The sequence below is a fragment of the Xenorhabdus eapokensis genome (assembly GCF_001908105.1).
In genome coordinates this window covers 196,797-217,040 of record NZ_MKGQ01000003.1, presented here as the reverse complement: position 1 = coordinate 217,040, position 20,244 = coordinate 196,797, and the positions used below count along the sequence as shown (strand labels likewise).

Annotated in this window: 17 protein-coding genes, 6 tRNA genes and 1 pseudogene; 1 reads left to right on the top strand and 23 read right to left on the bottom strand. The window is 44.8% G+C overall.

The annotated features are described in order from the left end of the window. Nucleotides 1–68: 68 nt before the first annotated feature. The 13 genes from nadD to miaB form a co-directional block, all read right to left on the bottom strand. The gene (gene nadD / locus Xedl_RS37745; RefSeq protein ID WP_083600254.1) at nt 69–809 is read right to left on the bottom strand and encodes a nicotinate-nucleotide adenylyltransferase; all 741 of its coding nucleotides are present in this window, start codon (nt 807–809) and stop codon (nt 69–71) included. Further along, nucleotides 802–1,833 (bottom strand): DNA polymerase III subunit delta, encoded by a 1,032-nt coding sequence (gene holA / locus Xedl_RS37750; protein ID WP_074022341.1) that lies wholly within the window; start codon nt 1,831–1,833, stop codon nt 802–804. The genes nadD and holA overlap by 8 nt, the downstream gene beginning before the upstream one ends. Further along, entirely contained in the window at nt 1,830–2,390 is a 561-nt protein-coding gene (lptE, locus tag Xedl_RS37755; protein ID WP_074022342.1) for an LPS assembly lipoprotein LptE, read from the bottom strand. The genes holA and lptE overlap by 4 nt, the downstream gene beginning before the upstream one ends. 18 nt (nt 2,391–2,408) lie before the next feature. Continuing rightward, the gene (gene leuS, locus Xedl_RS37760; protein WP_074022343.1) at nt 2,409–4,991 is read right to left on the bottom strand and encodes a leucine--tRNA ligase; all 2,583 of its coding nucleotides are present in this window, start codon (nt 4,989–4,991) and stop codon (nt 2,409–2,411) included. A 198-nt stretch (nt 4,992–5,189) separates the two neighbouring features. Next, the gene (locus tag Xedl_RS37765; protein ID WP_074022344.1) at nt 5,190–5,915 is read right to left on the bottom strand and encodes an amino acid ABC transporter ATP-binding protein; all 726 of its coding nucleotides are present in this window, start codon (nt 5,913–5,915) and stop codon (nt 5,190–5,192) included. Continuing rightward, a complete protein-coding gene (gltK, locus tag Xedl_RS37770; RefSeq protein ID WP_074022345.1) occupies nt 5,915–6,589 on the bottom strand; it encodes a glutamate/aspartate ABC transporter permease GltK in 675 nt (224 codons plus the stop codon). Before gltK ends, Xedl_RS37765 begins: the two co-directional genes overlap by 1 nt. A 3-nt stretch (nt 6,590–6,592) precedes the next feature. Then, entirely contained in the window at nt 6,593–7,333 is a 741-nt protein-coding gene (locus Xedl_RS37775) for an amino acid ABC transporter permease (RefSeq protein WP_074022346.1), read from the bottom strand. 117 nt (nt 7,334–7,450) lie between these two features. Continuing rightward, the gene (locus Xedl_RS37780) at nt 7,451–8,338 is read right to left on the bottom strand and encodes an amino acid ABC transporter substrate-binding protein (RefSeq protein ID WP_143187365.1); all 888 of its coding nucleotides are present in this window, start codon (nt 8,336–8,338) and stop codon (nt 7,451–7,453) included. A 420-nt stretch (nt 8,339–8,758) separates the two neighbouring features. Continuing rightward, nucleotides 8,759–10,288: an apolipoprotein N-acyltransferase gene (lnt, locus tag Xedl_RS37785; RefSeq protein ID WP_074022348.1), complete on the bottom strand. Its 1,530-nt coding sequence runs from the start codon at nt 10,286–10,288 to the stop codon at nt 8,759–8,761. Between the two features lie 11 nt (nt 10,289–10,299). Next, the gene (gene corC, locus Xedl_RS37790) at nt 10,300–11,181 is read right to left on the bottom strand and encodes a CNNM family magnesium/cobalt transport protein CorC (protein ID WP_074022349.1); all 882 of its coding nucleotides are present in this window, start codon (nt 11,179–11,181) and stop codon (nt 10,300–10,302) included. Nucleotides 11,182–11,251: 70 nt separating this feature from the next. Then, nucleotides 11,252–11,719, bottom strand: a complete 468-nt coding sequence (gene ybeY, locus Xedl_RS37795) for an rRNA maturation RNase YbeY (RefSeq protein ID WP_074022350.1) — start codon at nt 11,717–11,719, stop codon at nt 11,252–11,254. Further along, on the bottom strand, nt 11,716–12,693 hold the full coding sequence (locus Xedl_RS37800) for a PhoH family protein (protein WP_422645896.1): 978 nt from the start codon (nt 12,691–12,693) through the stop codon (nt 11,716–11,718). Before Xedl_RS37800 ends, ybeY begins: the two co-directional genes overlap by 4 nt. A gap of 93 nt (nt 12,694–12,786) precedes the next feature. Then, on the bottom strand, nt 12,787–14,217 hold the full coding sequence (miaB, locus tag Xedl_RS37805) for a tRNA (N6-isopentenyl adenosine(37)-C2)-methylthiotransferase MiaB (RefSeq protein ID WP_074022352.1): 1,431 nt from the start codon (nt 14,215–14,217) through the stop codon (nt 12,787–12,789). A gap of 206 nt (nt 14,218–14,423) precedes the next feature. Here miaB and ubiF point away from each other — a divergent pair, with 206 nt between their 5' ends. After that, on the top strand, nt 14,424–15,614 hold the full coding sequence (gene ubiF / locus Xedl_RS37810; protein WP_074022581.1) for a 3-demethoxyubiquinol 3-hydroxylase: 1,191 nt from the start codon (nt 14,424–14,426) through the stop codon (nt 15,612–15,614). 35 nt (nt 15,615–15,649) lie between these two features. Here the strand turns inward: ubiF and Xedl_RS37815 are convergent. From Xedl_RS37815 to nagB, 10 genes and pseudogenes are all read right to left on the bottom strand, one after another. Further along, nucleotides 15,650–15,721 (bottom strand): annotated as a pseudogene (locus tag Xedl_RS37815) (IS630 transposase-related protein); the annotation flags it as partial. Between the two features lie 332 nt (nt 15,722–16,053). Next, nucleotides 16,054–16,128: transfer RNA gene (locus tag Xedl_RS37820), tRNA-Gln, on the bottom strand. Nucleotides 16,129–16,142: 14 nt separating this feature from the next. Beyond that, nucleotides 16,143–16,219 (bottom strand) — tRNA-Met (locus Xedl_RS37825). Nucleotides 16,220–16,260: 41 nt separating this feature from the next. Continuing rightward, nucleotides 16,261–16,335: transfer RNA gene (locus Xedl_RS37830), tRNA-Gln, on the bottom strand. An 83-nt stretch (nt 16,336–16,418) separates the two neighbouring features. After that, nucleotides 16,419–16,493, bottom strand: a tRNA-Gln gene (locus Xedl_RS37835). Between the two features lie 69 nt (nt 16,494–16,562). Then, a tRNA-Leu gene (locus Xedl_RS37840) sits at nt 16,563–16,647 on the bottom strand. Between the two features lie 5 nt (nt 16,648–16,652). After that, nucleotides 16,653–16,729 (bottom strand) — tRNA-Met (locus Xedl_RS37845). 154 nt (nt 16,730–16,883) lie between these two features. Further along, nucleotides 16,884–18,107 (bottom strand): DNA-binding transcriptional regulator NagC, encoded by a 1,224-nt coding sequence (gene nagC / locus Xedl_RS37850; protein ID WP_074022353.1) that lies wholly within the window; start codon nt 18,105–18,107, stop codon nt 16,884–16,886. 12 nt (nt 18,108–18,119) lie between these two features. Beyond that, nucleotides 18,120–19,277, bottom strand: coding sequence for an N-acetylglucosamine-6-phosphate deacetylase (gene nagA / locus Xedl_RS37855; protein WP_074022354.1), 1,158 nt, complete (start codon nt 19,275–19,277; stop codon nt 18,120–18,122). Between the two features lie 24 nt (nt 19,278–19,301). Continuing rightward, nucleotides 19,302–20,108: a glucosamine-6-phosphate deaminase gene (gene nagB, locus Xedl_RS37860; RefSeq protein WP_074022355.1), complete on the bottom strand. Its 807-nt coding sequence runs from the start codon at nt 20,106–20,108 to the stop codon at nt 19,302–19,304. Nucleotides 20,109–20,244 lie beyond the last annotated feature (136 nt).

The window sequence follows — 20,244 nt, the reverse complement described above, 5'->3', positions numbered from 1 at the left end:
CGCAGAATAATAGCATGCCAATCTCTATAAAAGTAAGCGAGTTAGCTGCAAATCACCGCATGATTTCGTTATTTCTTATATAACCCCTGTGAATCGATATAATTTTGTATTGATGGGGGAAGTAAATCATCACAGCTCATTCCTTGCTGGTGACGCTGGCGAATATCCGTTGCGGAAATGTTTAACAACGGAGTGGCAGCCAGGTAAATATAGCCGTGTGGTTTTTGGCTCAGAAGGAGTGGAGAAGCAATTTGGTGCTTTTCAAGCCACGATTGCATTCCTGGAGCCGAAAGTTGACTTTGATAACCCGGACGGGAGCAGACCAACAAATGACAAATGTCGAGCAATTCCTCCCACTTATACCAGGTATGAATAGTTTGTAATGAATCCTGACCAATGATGAATGCCAATGGATGGTGTTCACCGATTTCCTGACGGAAGGATTTCAGGGTTTCTACTGTGTAAGAGGGCGTTTGCCGCTCTAGCTCACGGGTATCCACGGTAAACAGAGGGTTATCCTGTACCACCAGACGAACCATTTCCAGTCGTTGTTGGGAGGTCGCCTCCGGTTGAGGGCGGTGCGGGGGAACATGATTCGGCAATAAGATGACCTGCTTGAGTCCTGCTAATTGCGCCAATGCTTCCACAGGACGCAAATGACCATAATGGATAGGATCGAATGTACCACCGAATAAAGCCTGAATAACCGGAGAATTCCCATTGGTTGCAGAATCAGTGGCATTGTTTAGGGCAATAGTTGTTGAATCAATATCTTGATTGATATTGATTGGATCAGTAGATTCAAGCATTCAGGAAGCTCTCTGGTAATGGTTTTCCGCATAACAACATGGAAAGCGTTTCCAGGTCAGCCCAAATGGATTGGCTATAATCCTGTTTGACGCACAGTTCCATTTGGGTCAACAAATGTATGGCAGATTGCAGTTCTCGCTGTGACAGGCGCTGTAGTGCGGTTGACAGCAATGTTCTGCGATTTTGCCAAATCTTGTGTTGATCAAACAAAGTCTTCAAAGGGACGGTCGTATATTGACGTTTAAGTACCAGAAGCAGCATTAACTCCCGCTGTATAGTACGGAGTAAAATAATCGTCTCGGTATCTTCTTGCCGCAGTTGTTTCAGTATATGCCATGCCCGTTTTATTTTTCCTGTCAGCAAAGCATCAACCCAATGATAGGGCGAAAAGTGAGCCGCATCGTTGACCGCTTCTTCAACGCGAGGAAGTGTCAGTCGATTATCAGGGTAGAGCAGGGAAAGGCGTTCCAGAGCCTGAGCCATTGCCAATAGGTTTCCTTCATAACAATAGCAGAGTAATTGATTGGCTTCATTTTCCAGTAATAGCCCCATGTTTTTGGCACGCTGTGCCACCCATTGTGGCAGGCGATTTTGCTCAGGTGTTAAACAACTGACATATACCCCATTTTGCCCAATCGCTTTGAACCACGGGCTATTTTCCTGTGCTTTGGTTAGTTTGTGTCCACGCAATATCAGCAGGATATCTGAATGCAGCAACCCTGACAGTTTGGTTAACCGCTCTGCCATTGCAGCATTTGGGCCATTTTCTGGCAGCAGCAGGTTGAGTGACTGGCGACTGGCAAACAAGCTAAGTGACTGGCACAGGCTAAAGATTTCATCCCAATCGGTATGGTTATCCAATGTAAAGGTGAAATGCTCCATAAGGCCATGTTGTTCAGCCACCTTGCGGATGCTGTCTTGACTTTCCTGTAATAGTAATGGCTCATTGCCCCATAACAGGTAGCTGCCTCGCAGCTCTTCATTGAGCTGCGAAAGAAGTTGTTCAGGATACAGTCGGATCATTGCTTCTGTGTAGCCGCAGCTTTTTGGGTTGCCTCGGCTTTCAGGAGTTCTGCACTATGGACGGTCAGCAATTGGCGTATAAGCTGACGGGCAGCCTGTTCGCGCATTTCCTGTTTAACCAGTTCATCTTCTGCATCTTTTGCCAGTGCTTCCAAAGGGTTATCGAAAAATGAACGATCAATCTTTGCCCGCAATGGATAGATGCTACCATCTGGCATCAGAACTTGTGCATCAACATTCAATACCAACAGGCGTTCAGCCGCTTTACCATCCTGAAAGATAGAAACTGTCTCTTTGTTCTCATTAGAGCCAACCAGTTTCAGGATAGGGACTGAAGCATCACCATTTTCAATAAGTTTGACATCGTTTAGCCGTAGTTGCTGGCGTACTGCCAGTGCCAAAGGCCCATAAGGGTCACCAGAACTTAATTGCAATGTTTGCAGTTCTTTTGGTACTTGTGTTGTACCCTGAAGATGAAAACCGCAGCCAGCGGTGACTAGCACCGCTAACCCGAGCAACAAGGTGTAAATATGATGTCGTAGATTATTTTCTACCACAAATAGGGTCTCCTGTTATCAGCCTACAACCAGATTCAGTAACTTACCTGGAACATAGATGACTTTGCGGATACTGACGCCTTCAAGGTATTTCTTCACACCGTATTCTTGCATTGCCATCTCTTGGACATACTCTTTTGTTGCATCTGCCGGTACTGTGATGCGACCACGAACCTTACCGTTAATTTGGATAATGACCAGTTTAGTATCGTCTACCATTGCCTGCTCATCAGCTTGTGGCCATGCAGCGGTGTCTATGTCATCCTCATTACCAAGTGCTTTCCACATGACAAAGCAAGCGTGTGGTGTAATCGGTGAAAGCATCCGTACAACCGCAGTGACTGCTTCTTGCATCAGAGCACGATCTTGCTCTGTTTCTTGTGGCGCGCGAGTTAGTCTATTCATCAGCTCCATAATGGCCGCAATGGCGGTGTTGAACGCTTGACGGCGACCAATATCGTCAGTGACTTTCGCAATGGTTTTGTGTAAATCACGGCGCAGATCTTTTTGCTCTGTAGTCAGGTTGCTGACATCCAGAGGCTGGGTGGTTCCTTTATTGCTGTGTTCATGAACCAGACGCCAAACACGTTTCAGGAAGCGGTTAGCCCCTTCCACACCAGATTCTTGCCATTCCAGAGTCAGTTCCGGTGGTGCAGCGAACATCATGAACAGGCGAACGGTGTCAGCACCGTATTTATCAACCATAATTTGTGGATCGATGCCGTTGTTCTTGGATTTCGACATTTTGCTCATGCCGGTATAAACCAGTTCATGACCATCTTTATCCATTGCTTTTACAATACGGCCTTTCTCGTCGCGCTCAACAATGGCATCAGCCGGAGATACCCAGACTTTCTCGCCGCTGTTGCCAGTGTAGTAGAAGGCATCAGCCAGAACCATGCCTTGGCACAACAGGCGCTTGGCAGGCTCATCAGAGTTGACCATACCCGCATCGCGCATCAATTTGTGGAAGAAACGGAAGTACATCAGGTGCATGATAGCGTGTTCAATACCACCGATGTATTGATCCACTGGCAACCAATAGTTGGCCGCAGCCGGATCCAACATCCCTTTATCATAATCTGGGCAGGTATAGCGTGCGTAATACCATGAGGATTCCATAAAGGTATCAAAGGTATCGGTTTCAAGCCGTGCTGGCTGGCCGTTGATGGTTGTTTTTGCCCATTCAGGATCCGCTTTGATTGGGCTGGTGATCCCATCCATTACAACATCTTCTGGCAAAACTACCGGTAATTGATCTTCTGGAACAGGAATAACAGTGCCATCTTCCAGTGTTGCCATTGGTATTGGCGCACCCCAATAACGTTGACGAGAAACGCCCCAGTCGCGCAGGCGGTAATTGACTTTACGTTGTCCGACACCCATTACAACCAGTTTGTCTGCGATAGCATTGAAGCCTTCTTCATGGCTCAAACCACTGAATTCGCCGGAGTTGACCAGTGCATTTTTGTCAGTAACAGCCGCTTCCTGAACGTTTGGTACATTGCCATCATTGTCAAGAATAACGGCTTTTATTGGCAGGTTGTACTTAGTGGCAAATTCCCAGTCACGTTGATCGTGTCCTGGAACAGCCATCACCGCACCTGTGCCGTATTCCATCAGGACAAAGTTGGCAACCCAGATAGCGAGTTTTTCGTTGGTTAATGGGTGAATGACAAACATGCCTGTTGGCATACCTTTTTTCTCCATTGTTGCCATATCAGCTTCGGCAACTTTGGTATTACGGCATTCGTCGATAAATTTCTCTAGTTCAGGATTATTTTCCGCAGCCTGTTTGGCCAGAGGATGACCCGCCGCCACAGCGACATAGGTTGCCCCCATGAAGGTATCCGGGCGTGTGGTATAAACGGTGAGTTTTTCCTGGCTGTCAGCAACATTGAACGTGATTTCGACACCTTCAGAACGGCCAATCCAGTTACGCTGCATGGTCTTGACCTGTTCCGGCCAATCTTCCAGTTTATCCAGATCGTTTAGCAGCTCTTCTGCATAATCGGTGATCTTGATGAACCATTGTGGGATCTCTTTACGCTCAACCTGGGTATCACAACGCCAGCAGCAACCATCAATAACCTGTTCATTTGCGAGAACCGTCAGGTCATGCGGGCACCAGTTAACTGCGGAAGTTTTTTTGTATACCAGATCTCTTTCGTACAATTTAGTGAAAAACCACTGTTCCCAGCGATAGTACTCTGGTGTACAGGTGGTGACTTCACGATCCCAATCATAACCAAAACCCAGTTTTTTTAACTGGTTTTTCATATAGTCAATGTTGGAATAAGTCCACGGGGCAGGGGCGGTATTATTCTTGACCGCAGCACCTTCTGCTGGCAAGCCAAAGGCATCCCAACCGATAGGTTGCAGTACGTTTTTGCCCAGCATGCGCTGGTAACGGGAAATTACATCACCAATGGTGTAGTTACGGACATGGCCCATATGTAGTCGGCCAGAAGGATAAGGTAGCATGGACAGGCAGTAGTATTTTTCTTTGCTGCTGTCTTCTGTCACTTTGAACGTTTGCTTCTCTTGCCAATGAAGCTGGACTTGTTGTTCTATGTCTTCTGGACGATATTGTTCTTGCATGGCACCGATAATCCTATGGTGAATAATAAAGCTACGCCTTGAGCGTGTTTGGTTTGTTTATGAAATCAAAGATTCCATAGCATAGCTGATAAGGGATAGAAGCAACAACTCTTGTTAAAGGTGGAATGCGGAAAATTACTTATTTTTAGGGAAAATTTAAGATCGGCGGCAGTTTTGCCTTCCGCCGATGAGGAAAAATCAGTGCAGAATTTTCGCCAGAAAATCGCGGGCACGTTCTGATTTTGGGTTGGCAAAGAAATCTTCTTTCTTACTGTCTTCGACAATTTTGCCTTCATCCATAAAAATAACACGATGTGCCACTTTCTTGGCAAATCCCATCTCATGGGTTACCACCATCATGGTCATGCCTTCGTTCGCCAATTCCACCATGACATCCAGGACTTCATTAATCATTTCAGGATCAAGGGCAGAAGTTGGCTCATCAAACAGCATAGCAATCGGGTCCATGCAGAGTGCTCTGGCAATGGCAACACGTTGTTGCTGACCACCGGAGAGTTGGGCTGGGAATTTATCTGCATGGCTGGTTAACCCAACTCGCTCCAGCAGTTTTAAGCCTTTTTCAGTCGCTTCTTTCTTGTCGCGCTTTAGCACTTTAACTTGAGCCAGTGTCAGGTTTTCAATGATCGATAGATGAGGAAAAAGTTCAAAGTGCTGAAATACCATTCCCACCTTGGAGCGCAATTGTGCCAGATTGGTGTTCTTGTCATTGACTTTGGTATCGTTTACTCGAATTTCACCTTGCTGGACAGGTTCAAGGCCATTAACCGTTTTTATCAGTGTGGATTTACCGGAACCAGAAGGCCCGCAGACCACGACTACTTCGCCTTTTTTAACTTCAGTTGAGCAGTCAGTAAGAACCTGAAATTGGCCATACCACTTGGATACATTTTTCAGGGAAATCATCAAACAGTCCTTTTCTTCAAATAGTTAACCAGCATAGAAGCGGAAAAACTAATCACAAAATAAACAAAGCCGGCAAACAGAACCATTTCAATCTGGGTTCCATCGCGCTCACCAATATTCGTTGCTGTACGGAAAAAATCCGCCAGACTCAATACATATACCAGAGAAGTATCCTGGAATAATACAATGCCTTGTGTTAGCAGCAATGGGATCATTGCCCGAAATGCTTGTGGCAGTATGACCAGCCGCATGCTTTGCAATTGAGTCATCCCCAGCGCCAGCGCAGCAGAGGATTGCCCGCGAGAAATGCTCTGGATACCTGCCCGAATTATTTCGGAGTAGTAAGCGGCTTCAAAGAGCGAGAAAGCTACCATTGCAGAAATTAAACGGATATCGGTTTTTGGTGATATACCTAGAATATTTTGTAATAAGTTAGGCACAATGAGATAAAACCACAGTAATACCATCACCAGTGGAACCGAGCGGAAAAGGTTAACATATAGGGCTGCAAACCAGCTCAATGCCTTGATGGATGAGAGACGCAGCATCGCCAGAATGGTTCCCCAGACAATGCCTATGATAACGGCTGTCACGGTAATTTTTGCCGTTATCAACAATCCATCCAGAAGAAAGGGCAAACTTGGTACAATCGAACTCCAGTCAAACTGATACATTTCTTATCGCCCTCCCATATTACCGGGTAAACGTACTTTTTTCTCCAGTATGCTCATGGCAAGCATAATCACCAGGTTGATAGCCACATAAGCCAATGTGATCGCTGTGAACGATTCATAGGCGTGTGCGGAATAATCCAGTAATTTACCTGCTTGGGCAGCCATATCGACTAAGCCGATTGTGGAAGCAATGGCTGAATTTTTCACCAAATTGAGCATTTCCGAGGTCATTGGAGGAATAATTACTCGATAAGCGTTTGGTAGCAGAACGTAACGGTAGGTTTGTGGCAAGGTTAAGCCCATTGCCAGACCGGCGGCTTTTTGTCCTCTTGGGAGTGACTGAATTGCCGCGCGAACTTGCTCGCATACACGGGCAGCAGTGAATAATCCTAAGCAAATGACTGAGGAGATAAAAAATTGAATATTGGGGTCCAGCTCCATTTTGAACCAGTCGCTTAGGTTTTTGGGCAGAAGCTCAGGAACGACCAAATACCAGGTAAAAAATTGGACAATGAGAGGAACATTGCGAAATAACTCCACATAACAAGTTCCAAGTCCGGCAAGGAATTTATTCGGAACTGTACGGAGAATACCAAATAATGAGCCGACAACGAATGCAATGATCCAGGCACAGGCGGAAAGTGCCACCGTCACCTGAAAACCAGAAATAAGCCACCCCAGATAGGTGGTATTACCAAAAGGGGCAGCTTGTAAAAAGATGCCCCAATCCCAATTAGCGGACATAATCGAACTCCCTGATATGGGGTTAGCTGTCATTCATCGAATTGAAATCTGGAAAAAATGAGGCAGGGAACGACTACCTCATATCCGTTTTGCCAATTAAGTCGTAATTTTAGTTATTTAATTCAATGCCTTATCATTTGGTGATTTAAACAAAGCTCGCATTTCATCTGACATAGAGAAGTTTAAATTCAGGTTTTTAGGTGGAATAGGTTCTTTGAACCAGCGATCAAACATTTTTTCTGCTTCACCGGAGGTTTGTGTTTTGGCAATAACGTTATCAATTAATTGCTTAAATTGAGGATCATTTTTGCGCAGCATACAGCCGTATGCTTCTTCCGATTGTGGTTTGCCAACAATGATCCATTGATCGGGTTTTTTGGCTTTCGCGCGTTCACCAGCGAGCAAGGCATCGTCCATCATAAAGGCGACAGCACGGCCTGATTCCAGGGTGCGGAATGAATCACCGTGGTCTTTGGCACTGATGATACGCATTTTCATTTGCTTCTCATCATTGAGCTTATTCAGCAAGATTTCAGACGTTGTGCCGGAAGTCACAACGACATTTTTTCCTGCCAGATCATCAAATCCCTTAATGCCTGAATCTTTTTTGGTCAGCAAACGAGTACCGACGGAAAAGATAGTGTTGGAGAATGCCGCTTGTTTCTGTCGTTCCAGGTTATTGGTAGTAGAGCCACATTCAAAATCGAAAGTACCGTTTTGCAGCAGGGGAATGCGATTCTGGGAGGTAATTGGGATAAGCTTAACTTGCAAATTAGGCACATCCAGCTTTTTCTTGACGGCATCAACAATGAGGTTGGAATAATCCTGGGAATAACCAACGACGTTTTGTCGATTATCGTAGTAAGAGAATGGAACAGAAGATTCTCGATGTCCAACAACGATAATGCCATTATCCTTGATTTTTTTCAGTGTTCCTGTCAATTCCTCAGCATGGGCAGACCCAACTGCGCTAAGTAACATCATGGTTAACATCAAATTACGCATATACAGCTCCTTTATCTGGCTATTTTTTGTGAAATTGGATTTTTTACAGATAACTGTGTTTCTGCATGTTTCTACATAAATTAAGACTGTTGAAACGATTTTTTTGGGTTGTTTTGTTTGTGTGCTGTAAAAAAATAATTCAAAGTGTTACTTTTTTGAAACCATAATGTTTCTATTTCGCGACCTACATCGCACTATAAATAAACAATTTCATTTATGTGTGGTTAAAAAGCGAATAATATTGAATAGTGTTCACACTTTGCGCTATTTGGAGTATTATTCTGTTTTTGCGGGTATTTTATGGTGATGTGTGTGATGGATTTTTATTATATCAGTGATTAAATCGAGGGGTAAGTGAAATCAGGACATAACTAATATGCCCTGACCATGATTAACGTTTCATTAAAAGAAAATAGAAAATTAAGTTTTGCGACGTTTTTTTATAAAAGCAAAGATGAAAAACAGGACGCTTGCACCCCATATTGGTAAATTTCCGAAGCGAAAATAAGGTGTTATTCCTGTGGCTGGCGTTACTTTGGCTTCCAATACCTGTCGGGTAAATTGTGGAAGTTCAGCCTGAATGGAGCCATCAGGGTTGATTACGGCTGTAACACCATTATTCGTTCCTCTTAGCAGAGGACGTCCTAGTTCAAGGGCACGCATCCGTGCCATTTGGAAATGCTGCCAGGGGCCAATGGAACGTCCAAACCAGGCATCATTAGAAACGGTTAGAAGGAACTCTGTGTCAGGTTTGAAATTATCACGTACTTGTTCACCTAAAATAATTTCATAGCAGATAGCCGCAGTAATATTGTGCCCGGCAACAGAAAGTTGAGGCTGAATGTAATTACCTTGGCTAAAAGAAGACATTGGCAAATTGAATAACGGGGCTAGTGGTCGCAGTATTGATGCCAATGGCACAAACTCACCAAATGGTACTAGGTGATGTTTGTCGTAGCGGGTTAGCGCGGGGTATTGGTAAGGTATCTTGTCCCCTAAAACGATAATGCTGTTATAGAATTTATAACCTTCCAATGTTTGTCGGGCATCCACAACGCCAGTGATTAAGCTAGTATTGTGTTCCCTCAATACGGTATCCAATTTAGTCAGGAAATCACTTTGGTTATATTCATAATCAGGAATGGCTGATTCTGGCCAAATGATAATTGGCACTTGACCAATGAAAGGACGGCTGTTATCCAAATAAATATCCAGCGTTTTTCCAAGAACAGCGGGGTTCCACTTTATGGCCTGAGGAATATTACCCTGAACCAAAGCAATATCAGTGGTTTTTTCTGGTTGTAGGGTGTACCACGGGTAGTGCTTCATTGTCCACGGTAACAGTAGCAGTATAGTGGCGAAAATAGCCGCGGAAATTTTTTTCTGGGTGATGGCAAAAACCAGTAGCCCGCTGATCATCATCAGCAAGAAAGTAATACCTTCTACTCCCAGAATAGGCGCGATGGCTTTCATCGGGCCATCAATTTGGCTATAACCAAATTGTAACCACGGAAACCCAGATAACACCCAGCCACGCAAGAATTCTGTCAACTGCCACAGCGCTGGGCTGGCGATAACCAGCCTGATGCTATTAGAAACCGGGAAAAAGCGGTTCAATAAACCAGCAAACAGAGCAGGATAAAGAGCAAGGTAGGCAGATAGCAGGATCACCAAAAAGAGATTGATAGCGGTTGGCATACCACCAAAGTCGGCGATACTGACATAAACCCAGTTTGCGCCACTACCAAATAAGCCCAAACCCCAGCATAAGCCAATAAAGCAAGCTTGACGGGTTGTTCTGTTCAAGGAAAGGATTTGCAGGCCAAAAAGGGAAACAAGTGCGGCAGGCCAGAAATCAAAAGGTGAAAAAGCCAGTGTTCCACTGGCTCCGAAAAAAAGTGCCAGCGCAGCACGTAGCCGCTGGCAACTTATTAATGAGGCTTTGTTCATCCAGATCCTATTTATTGTTTATCAAGGCCAGGAACGTCAGCATCATCCGGTATTTTTACATGAACCTGAATGATTTTACGGCTATCAGACATTGTCACTTTGAACAGGTAGCCATCAATGGTGATGGATTCCCCACGTGAAGGCAGATGCCCAAATGCCTGCATGACTAGCCCACCAATAGTATCAACTTCTTCATCGCTGAAATTGGTGCCAAAAACGTCATTAAAATCCTCAATTTGAGTCAATGCCCGCACTGAATAGGAGTGGCGGTTTAAAGCACGAATATCGTTATCTTCATCATCATCGTATTCATCCTCTATTTCACCTACAATCAGTTCAAGAATATCCTCAATTGTGACCAGCCCCGAAACGCCGCCAAATTCATCGATCACAATCGCCATATGGTAGCGTTGGGAGCGAAATTCTTTCAGCAGGCGGTCAACACGTTTACTTTCCGGCACGACAACAGCCTGACGAAGTACTTTATCAATGCTGAAAGGTTCTGCATTTGTACGCATGAAGGGTAGCAGATCTTTCGCCATTAATATGCCTTCGATGTGATCTTTATCTTCGCTGATCACGGGAAAGCGTGAGTGGGCTGAGTCAATAATAACATCCAGACATTCGTCCAGAGATTGGTTGCGTTTTAAGGTAACGATCTGTGAGCGTGGGATCATAATGTCACGCACGCGTTGATCAGCAATATCCATAACACCTTCGAGCATCTCGCGGGTATCGGGATCGATTAGGTCGTTCTGCTCAGAATCACGGATCAGTTCAACCAAATCATCACGGTTTTTCGGTTCACCGTGAAAAAGCTGATTAAGAAGTGCAAAAAAGCCTTTCTTAGGGTCAGGGTTATCGTTACTTGATGAAGGATGGTCGTCGCTCATGGCGTTTTAATGAAAATTCCCCATATAAAATCGTAGACTATTATGTTTAACATAAAAATGTTGACAAGGGTTATTCTTTTTCCGCGAGATAGGGATCAGCATAACCCATTTTTTTTAGGATCTCTGTTTCCAGAGCTTCCATTTCCTCCGCTTCATCGTCTTCAATATGATCATATCCCAGAAGATGAAGACAGCCGTGAACCACCATATGCGCCCAGTGTTCTTCGGCCGTTTTTTGTTGCTCATCTGCCTCTTTTTCAACAACCTGGCGACAGATGATTAAATCACCGAGTAAGGGTAATTCAACTTCAGGTGGCGCTTCAAATGGGAAGGATAACACATTCGTTGGTTTATCTTTCCCGCGATAAGTGAGGTTTAAATCGTGGCTTTCTGCCTCATCAACCAAGCGGATAGTCACTTCACTTTCGGCCTGAAATTGCGGTAAAACACCTTCCAGCCAGCGCTGGAAAAGGACTTCTTCGGGAAGCCCTGCGGGGTTTTCACATGCAATTTGCAAATCTAGTATAACTGAACTCATTGTGTTTCCTGTCGGCGTTTCTCTGCGAGCAATTTTTTACGTTCCTGTTCCGCCGCTTCCCATGCTTCATAGGCGATTACAACTTTTGCAACCACCGGATGGCGAACAACGTCCTCACTATGTAAGAAGTTAAAACTCAGTTCATCAACATCAGATAAAACTTCAATTGCATGACTCAGTCCTGATTTTTGGCCTCTTGGCAGGTCAATCTGGGTGACGTCACCAGTAATGACTGCCTTAGAATTAAAACCAATACGAGTCAGGAACATTTTCATCTGTTCAATGGTCGTATTCTGGCTTTCGTCGAGAATAATAAAGGCATCATTGAGGGTACGTCCACGCATATAAGCCAGTGGTGCTACTTCAATAACGTTTCTTTCGATCAGCTTCTCAACTTTTTCAAATCCCATCATCTCAAACAGGGCATCGTAAAGCGGGCGCAGATAAGGGTCGACTTTCTGGCTGAGATCACCAGGCAAGAAGCCCAGTTTTTCGCCGGCTTCAACCGCAGGACGGGTTAGCAGGATACGGCGGATTTCCTGACGTTCCAGTGCATCAACCGCCGCAGCGACAGCCAAATACGTTTTCCCTGTACCCGCAGGCCCCACTCCGAATGTGATATCGTGATCAAGGATGTTAGCAATGTATTGCGCCTGATTGGGCGTGCGGGGCTTTACAACACCCCGTTTGGTTTTGATATTGACGGCCTTGCCGTATTCAGGAACGCTTTCTGCTGCTTGTTCCAGCACTCGGCTTTCGGTAATCGCGAGATGAACCTGTTCAGGCTCAAGATCCGGTATCATGCCGCGTATAGGCGCGGTTTCAACATAAAGGTGACGCAGGATCCCCGCGGCTGCACTAACACACAATGGTTTACCTGCCAGTTTGAAACGGTTATCGCGGCGATTGATTTCAATACCCAAACGGCGCTCAAGTTGTTTCAGATTATCATCAAGTGGTCCACACAGGCTCATCAGACGTTGATTGTCTGCGGGTTCCAGAAAGATTTCTTGGGTTGCTACTTGTGAGTGTATTTGTGTCACTGATTATCTCTATGTTAGAGCCTATTAAGGCTGGTAAAGGCCAACGCCGAGTTCATCTTCTTTGCGAGTACGGGCAATGACTGATTCAGGTGACTCATGGATGCGCAGATCCATCTCATCTTCAGTACGGATCACTTTACCACGCAAGGAGTTAGCGTATACGTCAACAATTTCAACATCAACAAATTTACCAATCATGTCAGGCGTTCCCTCAAAGTTAACCACACGGTTATTTTCGGTACGGCCAGAGAGTTCCATGATATTTTTGCGTGACGGACCCTCAACCAGAATGCGCTGTGTAGTGCCAAGCATTGCACGGCTGAAGCTCATCGCTTGTTGGTTAATGCGCTGCTGGAGCAGGTACAAGCGCTGTTTCTTCTCTTCTTCACTTACGTCATCTGGCAAATCGGCGGCGGGTGTTCCTGGACGCGCTGAATAGATGAAGCTGAAACTCATATCGAAGTTAACATCGGCAATCAGTTTCATGGTTTTTTCAAAATCATCCTGTGTTTCACCTGGGAAACCAATGATGAAGTCAGAACTGATCAGGATGTCAGGACGTGCTTTACGCAAACGGCGAATAATACCTTTATATTCTAGTGCAGTATGGGCGCGCTTCATCAGGGTAAGGATACGATCAGAACCACTCTGGACTGGCAGATGCAGGAAGCTCACTAACTCAGGAGTATCTTCGTAGACGGCGATAATATCGTCAGTAAACTCAATTGGGTGGCTAGTGGTGAAGCGAATACGGTCGATACCATCAATAGCCGCTACCAGACGCAGCAGTTCTGCAAATGTACAGATGCCCCCATCAAACGTAGCGCCACGATAAGCATTAACGTTTTGACCGAGCAGATTAACTTCACGTACACCTTGCGCAGCAAGTTGTGCAATTTCGAATAAAATATCATCACAAGGACGGCTGACTTCTTCTCCGCGGGTGTAAGGTACAACACAGAATGTGCAGTACTTATTGCAGCCTTCCATGATGGAAACGAATGCAGTTGGGCCGTCTGCACGAGGCTCAGGCAGGCGGTCAAACTTTTCAATTTCAGGGAAACTGATGTCAACAATCGGGCTGCGGCTGCCTTTGACATGATTAATCATTTCGGGCAGGCGGTGCAGGGTTTGTGGTCCGAAAATAATATCGACGCTAGGAGAGCGCTGGCGAATGTAATCCCCTTCCTGGGAAGCCACACAACCACCCACACCGATAATGATTTCAGGGTTTTTATCTTTCAGGCCTTTCCAGCGGCCAAGTTGGTGAAAGACTTTTTCCTGCGCCTTTTCACGGATTGAACAAGTATTCAGGAGTAAGATATCTGCTTCTTCGGCGACATCGGTTAACTGATAACCGTGAGTGGTTTCCAGCAAATCGGCCATCTTGGATGAATCGTATTCGTTCATCTGACAGCCCCAGGTTTTGATATACAGTTTTTTTATCGTCGACATTTTGTGTTGTATCCGGTGTTTCCAGTGGAATGATGCTTCAACACTGAAAAGTGCAATATATTGCACTTAGTGTATTTAGCATAATATTGTTGGTTATTGTAGTCATTTGAGGCACCAGTGACCAGACTGTAACAGCGGATATTCACAGCCGGAAAGGGAAAATTCCGGTAGACTATTTTAATCAATAAGTTAATGACGTGATGAATATGAATAATCCACAACAAAAATTCGATATCGTTGTCGTCGGCGCAGGTATGATTGGCGCTGCGACAGCATTGGGATTGGCGCAGGAAGGTTGGCGTGTTGCATTATTGGAGCACCAGCCTCCCGCGTCTTATGATGCAGATAGTGAACCTGATGTTCGTATATCTGCGATTAGTTGTGCTTCAGTGGATTTATTGAATCAATTGGGAGCATGGGAAAACGTACTACGAATGCGTAGTGCCCCTTATCGAAAGCTGGAAACATGGGAGCAAAATGATTCGAACGTCGTTTTCGACGCTGAAAGTTTGGGGCTGCCAGAGTTGGGGTATATGGTTGAGAATCGTGTCTTGCAACTGGCATTGTGGCAGGAATTTGAACGTTATCCAAACCTGACATTGATTTGCCCCACTGTTTTGCAATCTATGCAGCGCCAGCATAAGAATAAAACGTGGCTGATGACATTGGCAGATGGCATGGAAATTAACACACGCTTGATTATTGGCGCAGATGGTGCCCGTTCTCAAGTCCGTCAATTGGCGGGTATTGGCAGTAACGGGTGGCAATATCGGCAGTCATGTATGTTGATAACCGTCAAGACCAACCAGCCTCAACAAGATATAACATGGCAACAATTTTTTCCTTCTGGTCCCAGGGCTTTTCTGCCGTTGTTTGATCAATGGGCTTCGTTAGTTTGGTACGATTCTCCTGCTCGTATTCGTCAATTGCAGTCAATGACGATGGCACAACTTGAGCGAGAAATTTTTCAGGCATTTCCCACTCGTTTGGGTAACGTCACCCCGATTGCTGCGGGTTCATTTCCACTGACTCGTCATCATGCCAACCATTACGTACAAGAAGGATTGGTTTTGCTGGGGGATGCGGCTCATACCATCAACCCGTTGGCAGGGCAGGGAGTGAATTTAGGCTATCGGGATGTTGATGTATTACTCAAGGTGCTGACTGGTGCTAAGGAATTATTGGAAGAGTGGGATTCTTTGGCTGTCTTGATGCGTTATCAGCGTCGCAGAATGCCGGATAATTTGGTGATGCAGGCGGGAATGGATTTTTTCCATACCGCATTCAGTCATGATTTGCCAGGGTTAAAAACGGTACGAAATCTGGCATTAATGGCAGCGCAGCGTTCAGGCGTCATGAAAAATCTGGCGCTGAAATACGCATTGGGACTGGGATGAATATTACCTCCTATTAGCCCCTTATGGGGCTAGTTTTGTTCAAAAGTCAACGAATGCTTGTCTTTGTATGCCAATACTCTTTTTCGAAAATCTAAGCTGTAGCCCATCTCATTTTATGCCTTGTCATCTTAGGTTTAGATATTATGTCATATTGATATGATTTAGCTATATCCCTGTTGGTCGATTTATTTCCGTTCGTTTCCAGATGCCGGCAGATTCGTGTGTAATTTGAGATAGGGGAGGTGGGTGATTTGTGGCGTAATGGGCAAAAGTTTTCAGTCGAAAATGATGAGATTTTTTATCTATTGAGGAATAAATGAGGTGGTTTTTGTGGCTCATAAATAGAAAAAACCACCTAAAAGGCGGCTTGCACATCAAAGAATATTTTACCTGTATATTCTTTTTCAACTTGTTAAATAATGTAACTCATTGAAAATACTGGCTGGGGTACCAGGATTCGAACCTGGGAATGCCGGAATCAGAATCCGGTGCCTTACCGCTTGGCGATACCCCAACTGAATTTTTAAATGGTGGCTACGACGGGAATCGAACCTGTGACCCCAGCATTATGAGTGCTGTGCTCTAACCAGCTGAGCTACGTAGCCATTTACGTTAAACGTAATTTTTTTGATAAATCTCATTAATATGGCTGGGGTACCTGGATTCGAACCAGGGTATGCCAGGATCAAAACCTGGTGCCTTACCGCTTGGCGATACCCCATCTGAGTATTATCAATGCAGCCTTTGTTATTCCCAGAGTGCCTAGTTAATTCTAGCTCGTTTTAACTTTCTGTTTCAGTTAAATGGCTGGGGTACCTGGATTCGAACCAGGGCATGCCAGGATCAAAACCTGGTGCCTTACCGCTTGGCGATACCCCACCTGAAACTACAGACTAAAACTTAAAATCGTTACTAAAACACATCGTAAGTACAACCCGATGAAGAAAATGGTGCGGGAGGCGAGACTTGAACTCGCACACCTTGCGGCGCCAGAACCTAAATCTGGTGCGTCTACCAATTTCGCCACTCCCGCAAAGATGGTGGCTACGACGGGAATCGAACCTGTGACCCCAGCATTATGAGTGCTGTGCTCTAACCAGCTGAGCTACGTAGCCATCTTTCTCGCTTTGCCTTCATCGGCGGTGCGGGGCGAATTATGCGTATATCAGACAGATGCGTCAACTGCTTTTTTAAAGAAATATGCACAAAATCGTTTGTTTGTTTGTCTTATAAGCGCTTTGTCGACAAAGTCGGCTAAAACGGTTGAAATTATCCGCCAAGAAGATGTTGTAACAGTACACCATTAAGCATTGCACGTTTCGTTAGGGCGAATGCTCCAATTGCTGAACAGTGATTTAGCTCAGAAACCACCACGGGGAGGTTTTCACGGAATGCTTCTAATACTTGGGTATTGATGCTGCTTTTGATAATCGGCAGTAATACCTGTTCTGCTTCAGTAATTTCTCCGGCAATCACCACCTTCTGAGGGTTAAATAGGTTAATGGCGATTGAGATAGCCTTGCCGAGATAGAGTCCTACTTGTCTGATGACTTCTGTTGCAAGCAGATCACCCGCATTGGCGGCAAGGCAAATTGCATGGATATTGCAATTATTCAAGGCAAGCTGACTTGGAAACCCTTGGCGTAATTGTTGCTGTACTTTAGCTTCTATTGCTGAATTGGACGCAATGGTCTCCAGACAACCAAAATTACCACAATGGCAACGTTGACCCAGAGGATCGATTTGGATATGGCCTATCTCACCCAGATTGCCGCGTTTATTGCGTAAAATATTGTTGTTAACAATGACACCAGCCCCTGTGCCGCGATGGATGCGCACCAGAATGGAATCTTCACAATCGCGTGTTGCCCCGAAATAATTTTCTGCTAATGCAAGGCTGCGAATATCATGACCAATAAAACAGAAAATATTGAAATGTTCTTTGAGGATCTTAACCAGAGGCCAGTTATCTACTTTAATGTGTGGCATATAGCGGATAATACCTTGGTCAGGGTCAACCAGTCCGGGCAGAATAACGGAAATTGCGATCAATTCACGGATCCGGCGCTGGTTTTTGTCGATGAAACTTTCAATGGCGTAAATAATTCGTTTTTCGACTTCATGCTGACTATTTTCCCGCACAGGATAGTGTGCTTCCACTAACGTCTTGCCGCTCATATCGAACAGCGCCACGGTCGCATCATGGCGCCCAAGCCGGACTCCAATAGTATGGAAATGGCGTGTTTCAGTAATAATAGAGATTGCGCGTCTTCCGCCAGTGGAAGCCTGATGTTCGACTTCTTTTATCAGGCCCCGCTCCAATAATTGACGAGTAATTTTGGTTACGCTAGCAGGGGCAAGCTGGCTCTCTTCTGCAATCTGGATACGTGATATTGGCCCATGCTGATCAATCAGCCGATAGACCACCGCACTATTTAGCTGTTTGACGAGATCAATATTACCAATTTGCTTCTGTGCGTTCTCATTACTCATCAATCTTTATACTCACGGTAGTTTGATTTCATTTCCGTTAACAATGGTTTTGCAGATTTTGAAATCGTGAGTAAATGCGGTCAGATTCGCTACCTTGCCAGATTCAATCGTACCGAGGTGTTTATCAATACCGATTGCGCGGGCTGGGTAAAGCGTCACCATTCGCAACGTTTCATCCAAAGCAATACCAACATGCTCCACACTATTTTTAACACAATCAATCATTGTGATTGATGAGCCGCTCAGTGTTCCATTTTCATCAACACATAAGCCATTTCGATAATATATTGTTTTATTGGCAAAGGTAAATTGTTCTATGGCATCGGGGGCAAGTCCGGCAGGAAGGATGGCATCTGTTACCAAAATAAGTTTTTCATTTTTTAATCTCTTGGAATTGCGGACATTTGGCCATGATACATGCATTCCATCACAGATAATGCCGGCATAGACTTCAGGGGAGTCATAAATGGCACTCACCAGCCCAGGCTGACGGCCAGAAATCGCAGGCATGGCATTATATAAATGGGTAGAGAAAGTAATGCCATGTTGGAAGCCATAACGAGCTTCTTCATAGGTGGCATTGGAATGACCCGCAGAAACCGTAATACCCGCTTCGGCCAATTGTCGAATATATTTGCTTTCTACTATTTCCGGAGCAAGGGTGATTTTGGTAATAACATCCGCATTCAGGCACAGGTAATTAACCATTTCAGCGGTGGGTTTGCGGATATAAGCTGTATTATGAGTTCCTTTTTTTATTGGATTGATATAAGGTCCTTCCAGATGCAGCCCTAATGCCTGATTAGGATTTTTTTGCAAATAAGCGCGCATTACTTCAATGGCTTTTATCATTAATTCATCGGGGCTGGTGATGAGGGTAGGCAGGAAACTGGTACAACCGTAGCGCTGGTTGGTTTTCTGCATGGTATGCAGAGTCTCTTCTGAAATATCTTCCAACTGTTCATTAAACTGGACTCCCCCACAACCATTCAGTTGTAGATCAATAAATCCTGGTGCGAGATTTGCGCCATGTAAATCATGTTTTTCAATCTCTTCTGGCAACTCGTTGACCGGACAGACGTGTTTAATCAAACCATCTGCAATAATGACTGCATGGTTATCGAGCCTGTCATATCCGGTATAAATAATGCCATTGGTTAACGCGTACATTGATATCTTAACTCCTGGATCAGTTTAGCTGGCGAACTCATTAATGATATCGGCCTCTAACTGGTGAAAATACTTCACTGTCTTTACTTTCAGTTCCAAAGTGGCGGGTTCATCGCAAGCAATAAGTGATTTTGGATGCATCTGGAGACAACTGATTGTCCACATATGGTTGATATTCCCTTCTACTGCGGCAAGCAGAGCTTGTGCTTTATTCATTCCAGTTGCCAAAATCATAACTTCTTCAGCATCCATTAACGTACCCACACCAACAGTTAATGCATATTTGGGAACTTGCTCCACATCATTATTAAAAAAACGGGAATTGGCAGTCCGCGTTTCAATGGTCAATGTTTTAATGCGGGTGCGTGAAGAGAGAGAAGATGCGGGTTCATTAAAGGCAATATGCCCATCATTACCAACACCACCCATAAATAAATGTATCTTGCCATAAGCCTTGATCTTATTTTCGTAACGCTGGCACTCAATATCAATATCTTTCGCATTTCCATTTAACAAATTGATGTTCTCTTTTGGAATATCAATGTGATTAAAGAAATTGTGGTACATGAATGAGTGGTAGCTTTGGGGATGATCTTCCGATAGTCCAACATATTCGTCCATATTAAATGTCACAACATGCTTGAAGCTCACTTTTCCAGCTTGATACAGGGAAATAAGTTCCTTGTAGGTTGCCAGTGGTGTGCTGCCTGTGGGAAGCCCAAGCACGAAAGGGTGTTCAGCCGTTGGATTGAATTCATTGATTCTGCTTGCAATATAGTGAGCAGACCATCGGCCAACATCACTTGCCGTCGTTAGGGGGATCAGCCTCATGATTACCTCTTAAAAAACATTCAATAAATTAATGACGAGAACTATGCACGATACACATGATTTTGAGATATCAATGCGGGGCGTGATAGCTGTGTGACAAAACTACACATCGTACTTGTTCTAAGTGGGGTCTTGT

What these genes read in the sequence shown, in the direction of transcription:
- nadD (WP_083600254.1), bottom strand. Translation starts at nt 809, where the DNA reads ATGCTTGAATCTACTGATCCAATCAATATCAATCAAGATATTGATTCA.
- holA (WP_074022341.1), bottom strand. Translation starts at nt 1,833, where the DNA reads ATGATCCGACTGTATCCTGAACAACTTCTTTCGCAGCTCAATGAAGAG.
- leuS (WP_074022343.1), bottom strand. Translation starts at nt 4,991, where the DNA reads ATGCAAGAACAATATCGTCCAGAAGACATAGAACAACAAGTCCAGCTT.
- Xedl_RS37765 (WP_074022344.1), bottom strand. Translation starts at nt 5,915, where the DNA reads ATGATTTCCCTGAAAAATGTATCCAAGTGGTATGGCCAATTTCAGGTT.
- gltK (WP_074022345.1), bottom strand. Translation starts at nt 6,589, where the DNA reads ATGTATCAGTTTGACTGGAGTTCGATTGTACCAAGTTTGCCCTTTCTT.
- Xedl_RS37775 (WP_074022346.1), bottom strand. Translation starts at nt 7,333, where the DNA reads ATGTCCGCTAATTGGGATTGGGGCATCTTTTTACAAGCTGCCCCTTTT.
- Xedl_RS37780 (WP_143187365.1), bottom strand. Translation starts at nt 8,338, where the DNA reads ATGCGTAATTTGATGTTAACCATGATGTTACTTAGCGCAGTTGGGTCT.
- lnt (WP_074022348.1), bottom strand. Translation starts at nt 10,288, where the DNA reads ATGAACAAAGCCTCATTAATAAGTTGCCAGCGGCTACGTGCTGCGCTG.
- corC (WP_074022349.1), bottom strand. Translation starts at nt 11,181, where the DNA reads ATGAGCGACGACCATCCTTCATCAAGTAACGATAACCCTGACCCTAAG.
- ybeY (WP_074022350.1), bottom strand. Translation starts at nt 11,719, where the DNA reads ATGAGTTCAGTTATACTAGATTTGCAAATTGCATGTGAAAACCCCGCA.
- Xedl_RS37800 (WP_422645896.1), bottom strand. Translation starts at nt 12,693, where the DNA reads ATGAGCCTGTGTGGACCACTTGATGATAATCTGAAACAACTTGAGCGC.
- miaB (WP_074022352.1), bottom strand. Translation starts at nt 14,217, where the DNA reads ATGTCGACGATAAAAAAACTGTATATCAAAACCTGGGGCTGTCAGATG.
- ubiF (WP_074022581.1), top strand. Translation starts at nt 14,424, where the DNA reads ATGAATAATCCACAACAAAAATTCGATATCGTTGTCGTCGGCGCAGGT.
- nagC (WP_074022353.1), bottom strand. Translation starts at nt 18,107, where the DNA reads ATGAGTAATGAGAACGCACAGAAGCAAATTGGTAATATTGATCTCGTC.
- nagA (WP_074022354.1), bottom strand. Translation starts at nt 19,277, where the DNA reads ATGTACGCGTTAACCAATGGCATTATTTATACCGGATATGACAGGCTC.
- nagB (WP_074022355.1), bottom strand. Translation starts at nt 20,108, where the DNA reads ATGAGGCTGATCCCCCTAACGACGGCAAGTGATGTTGGCCGATGGTCT.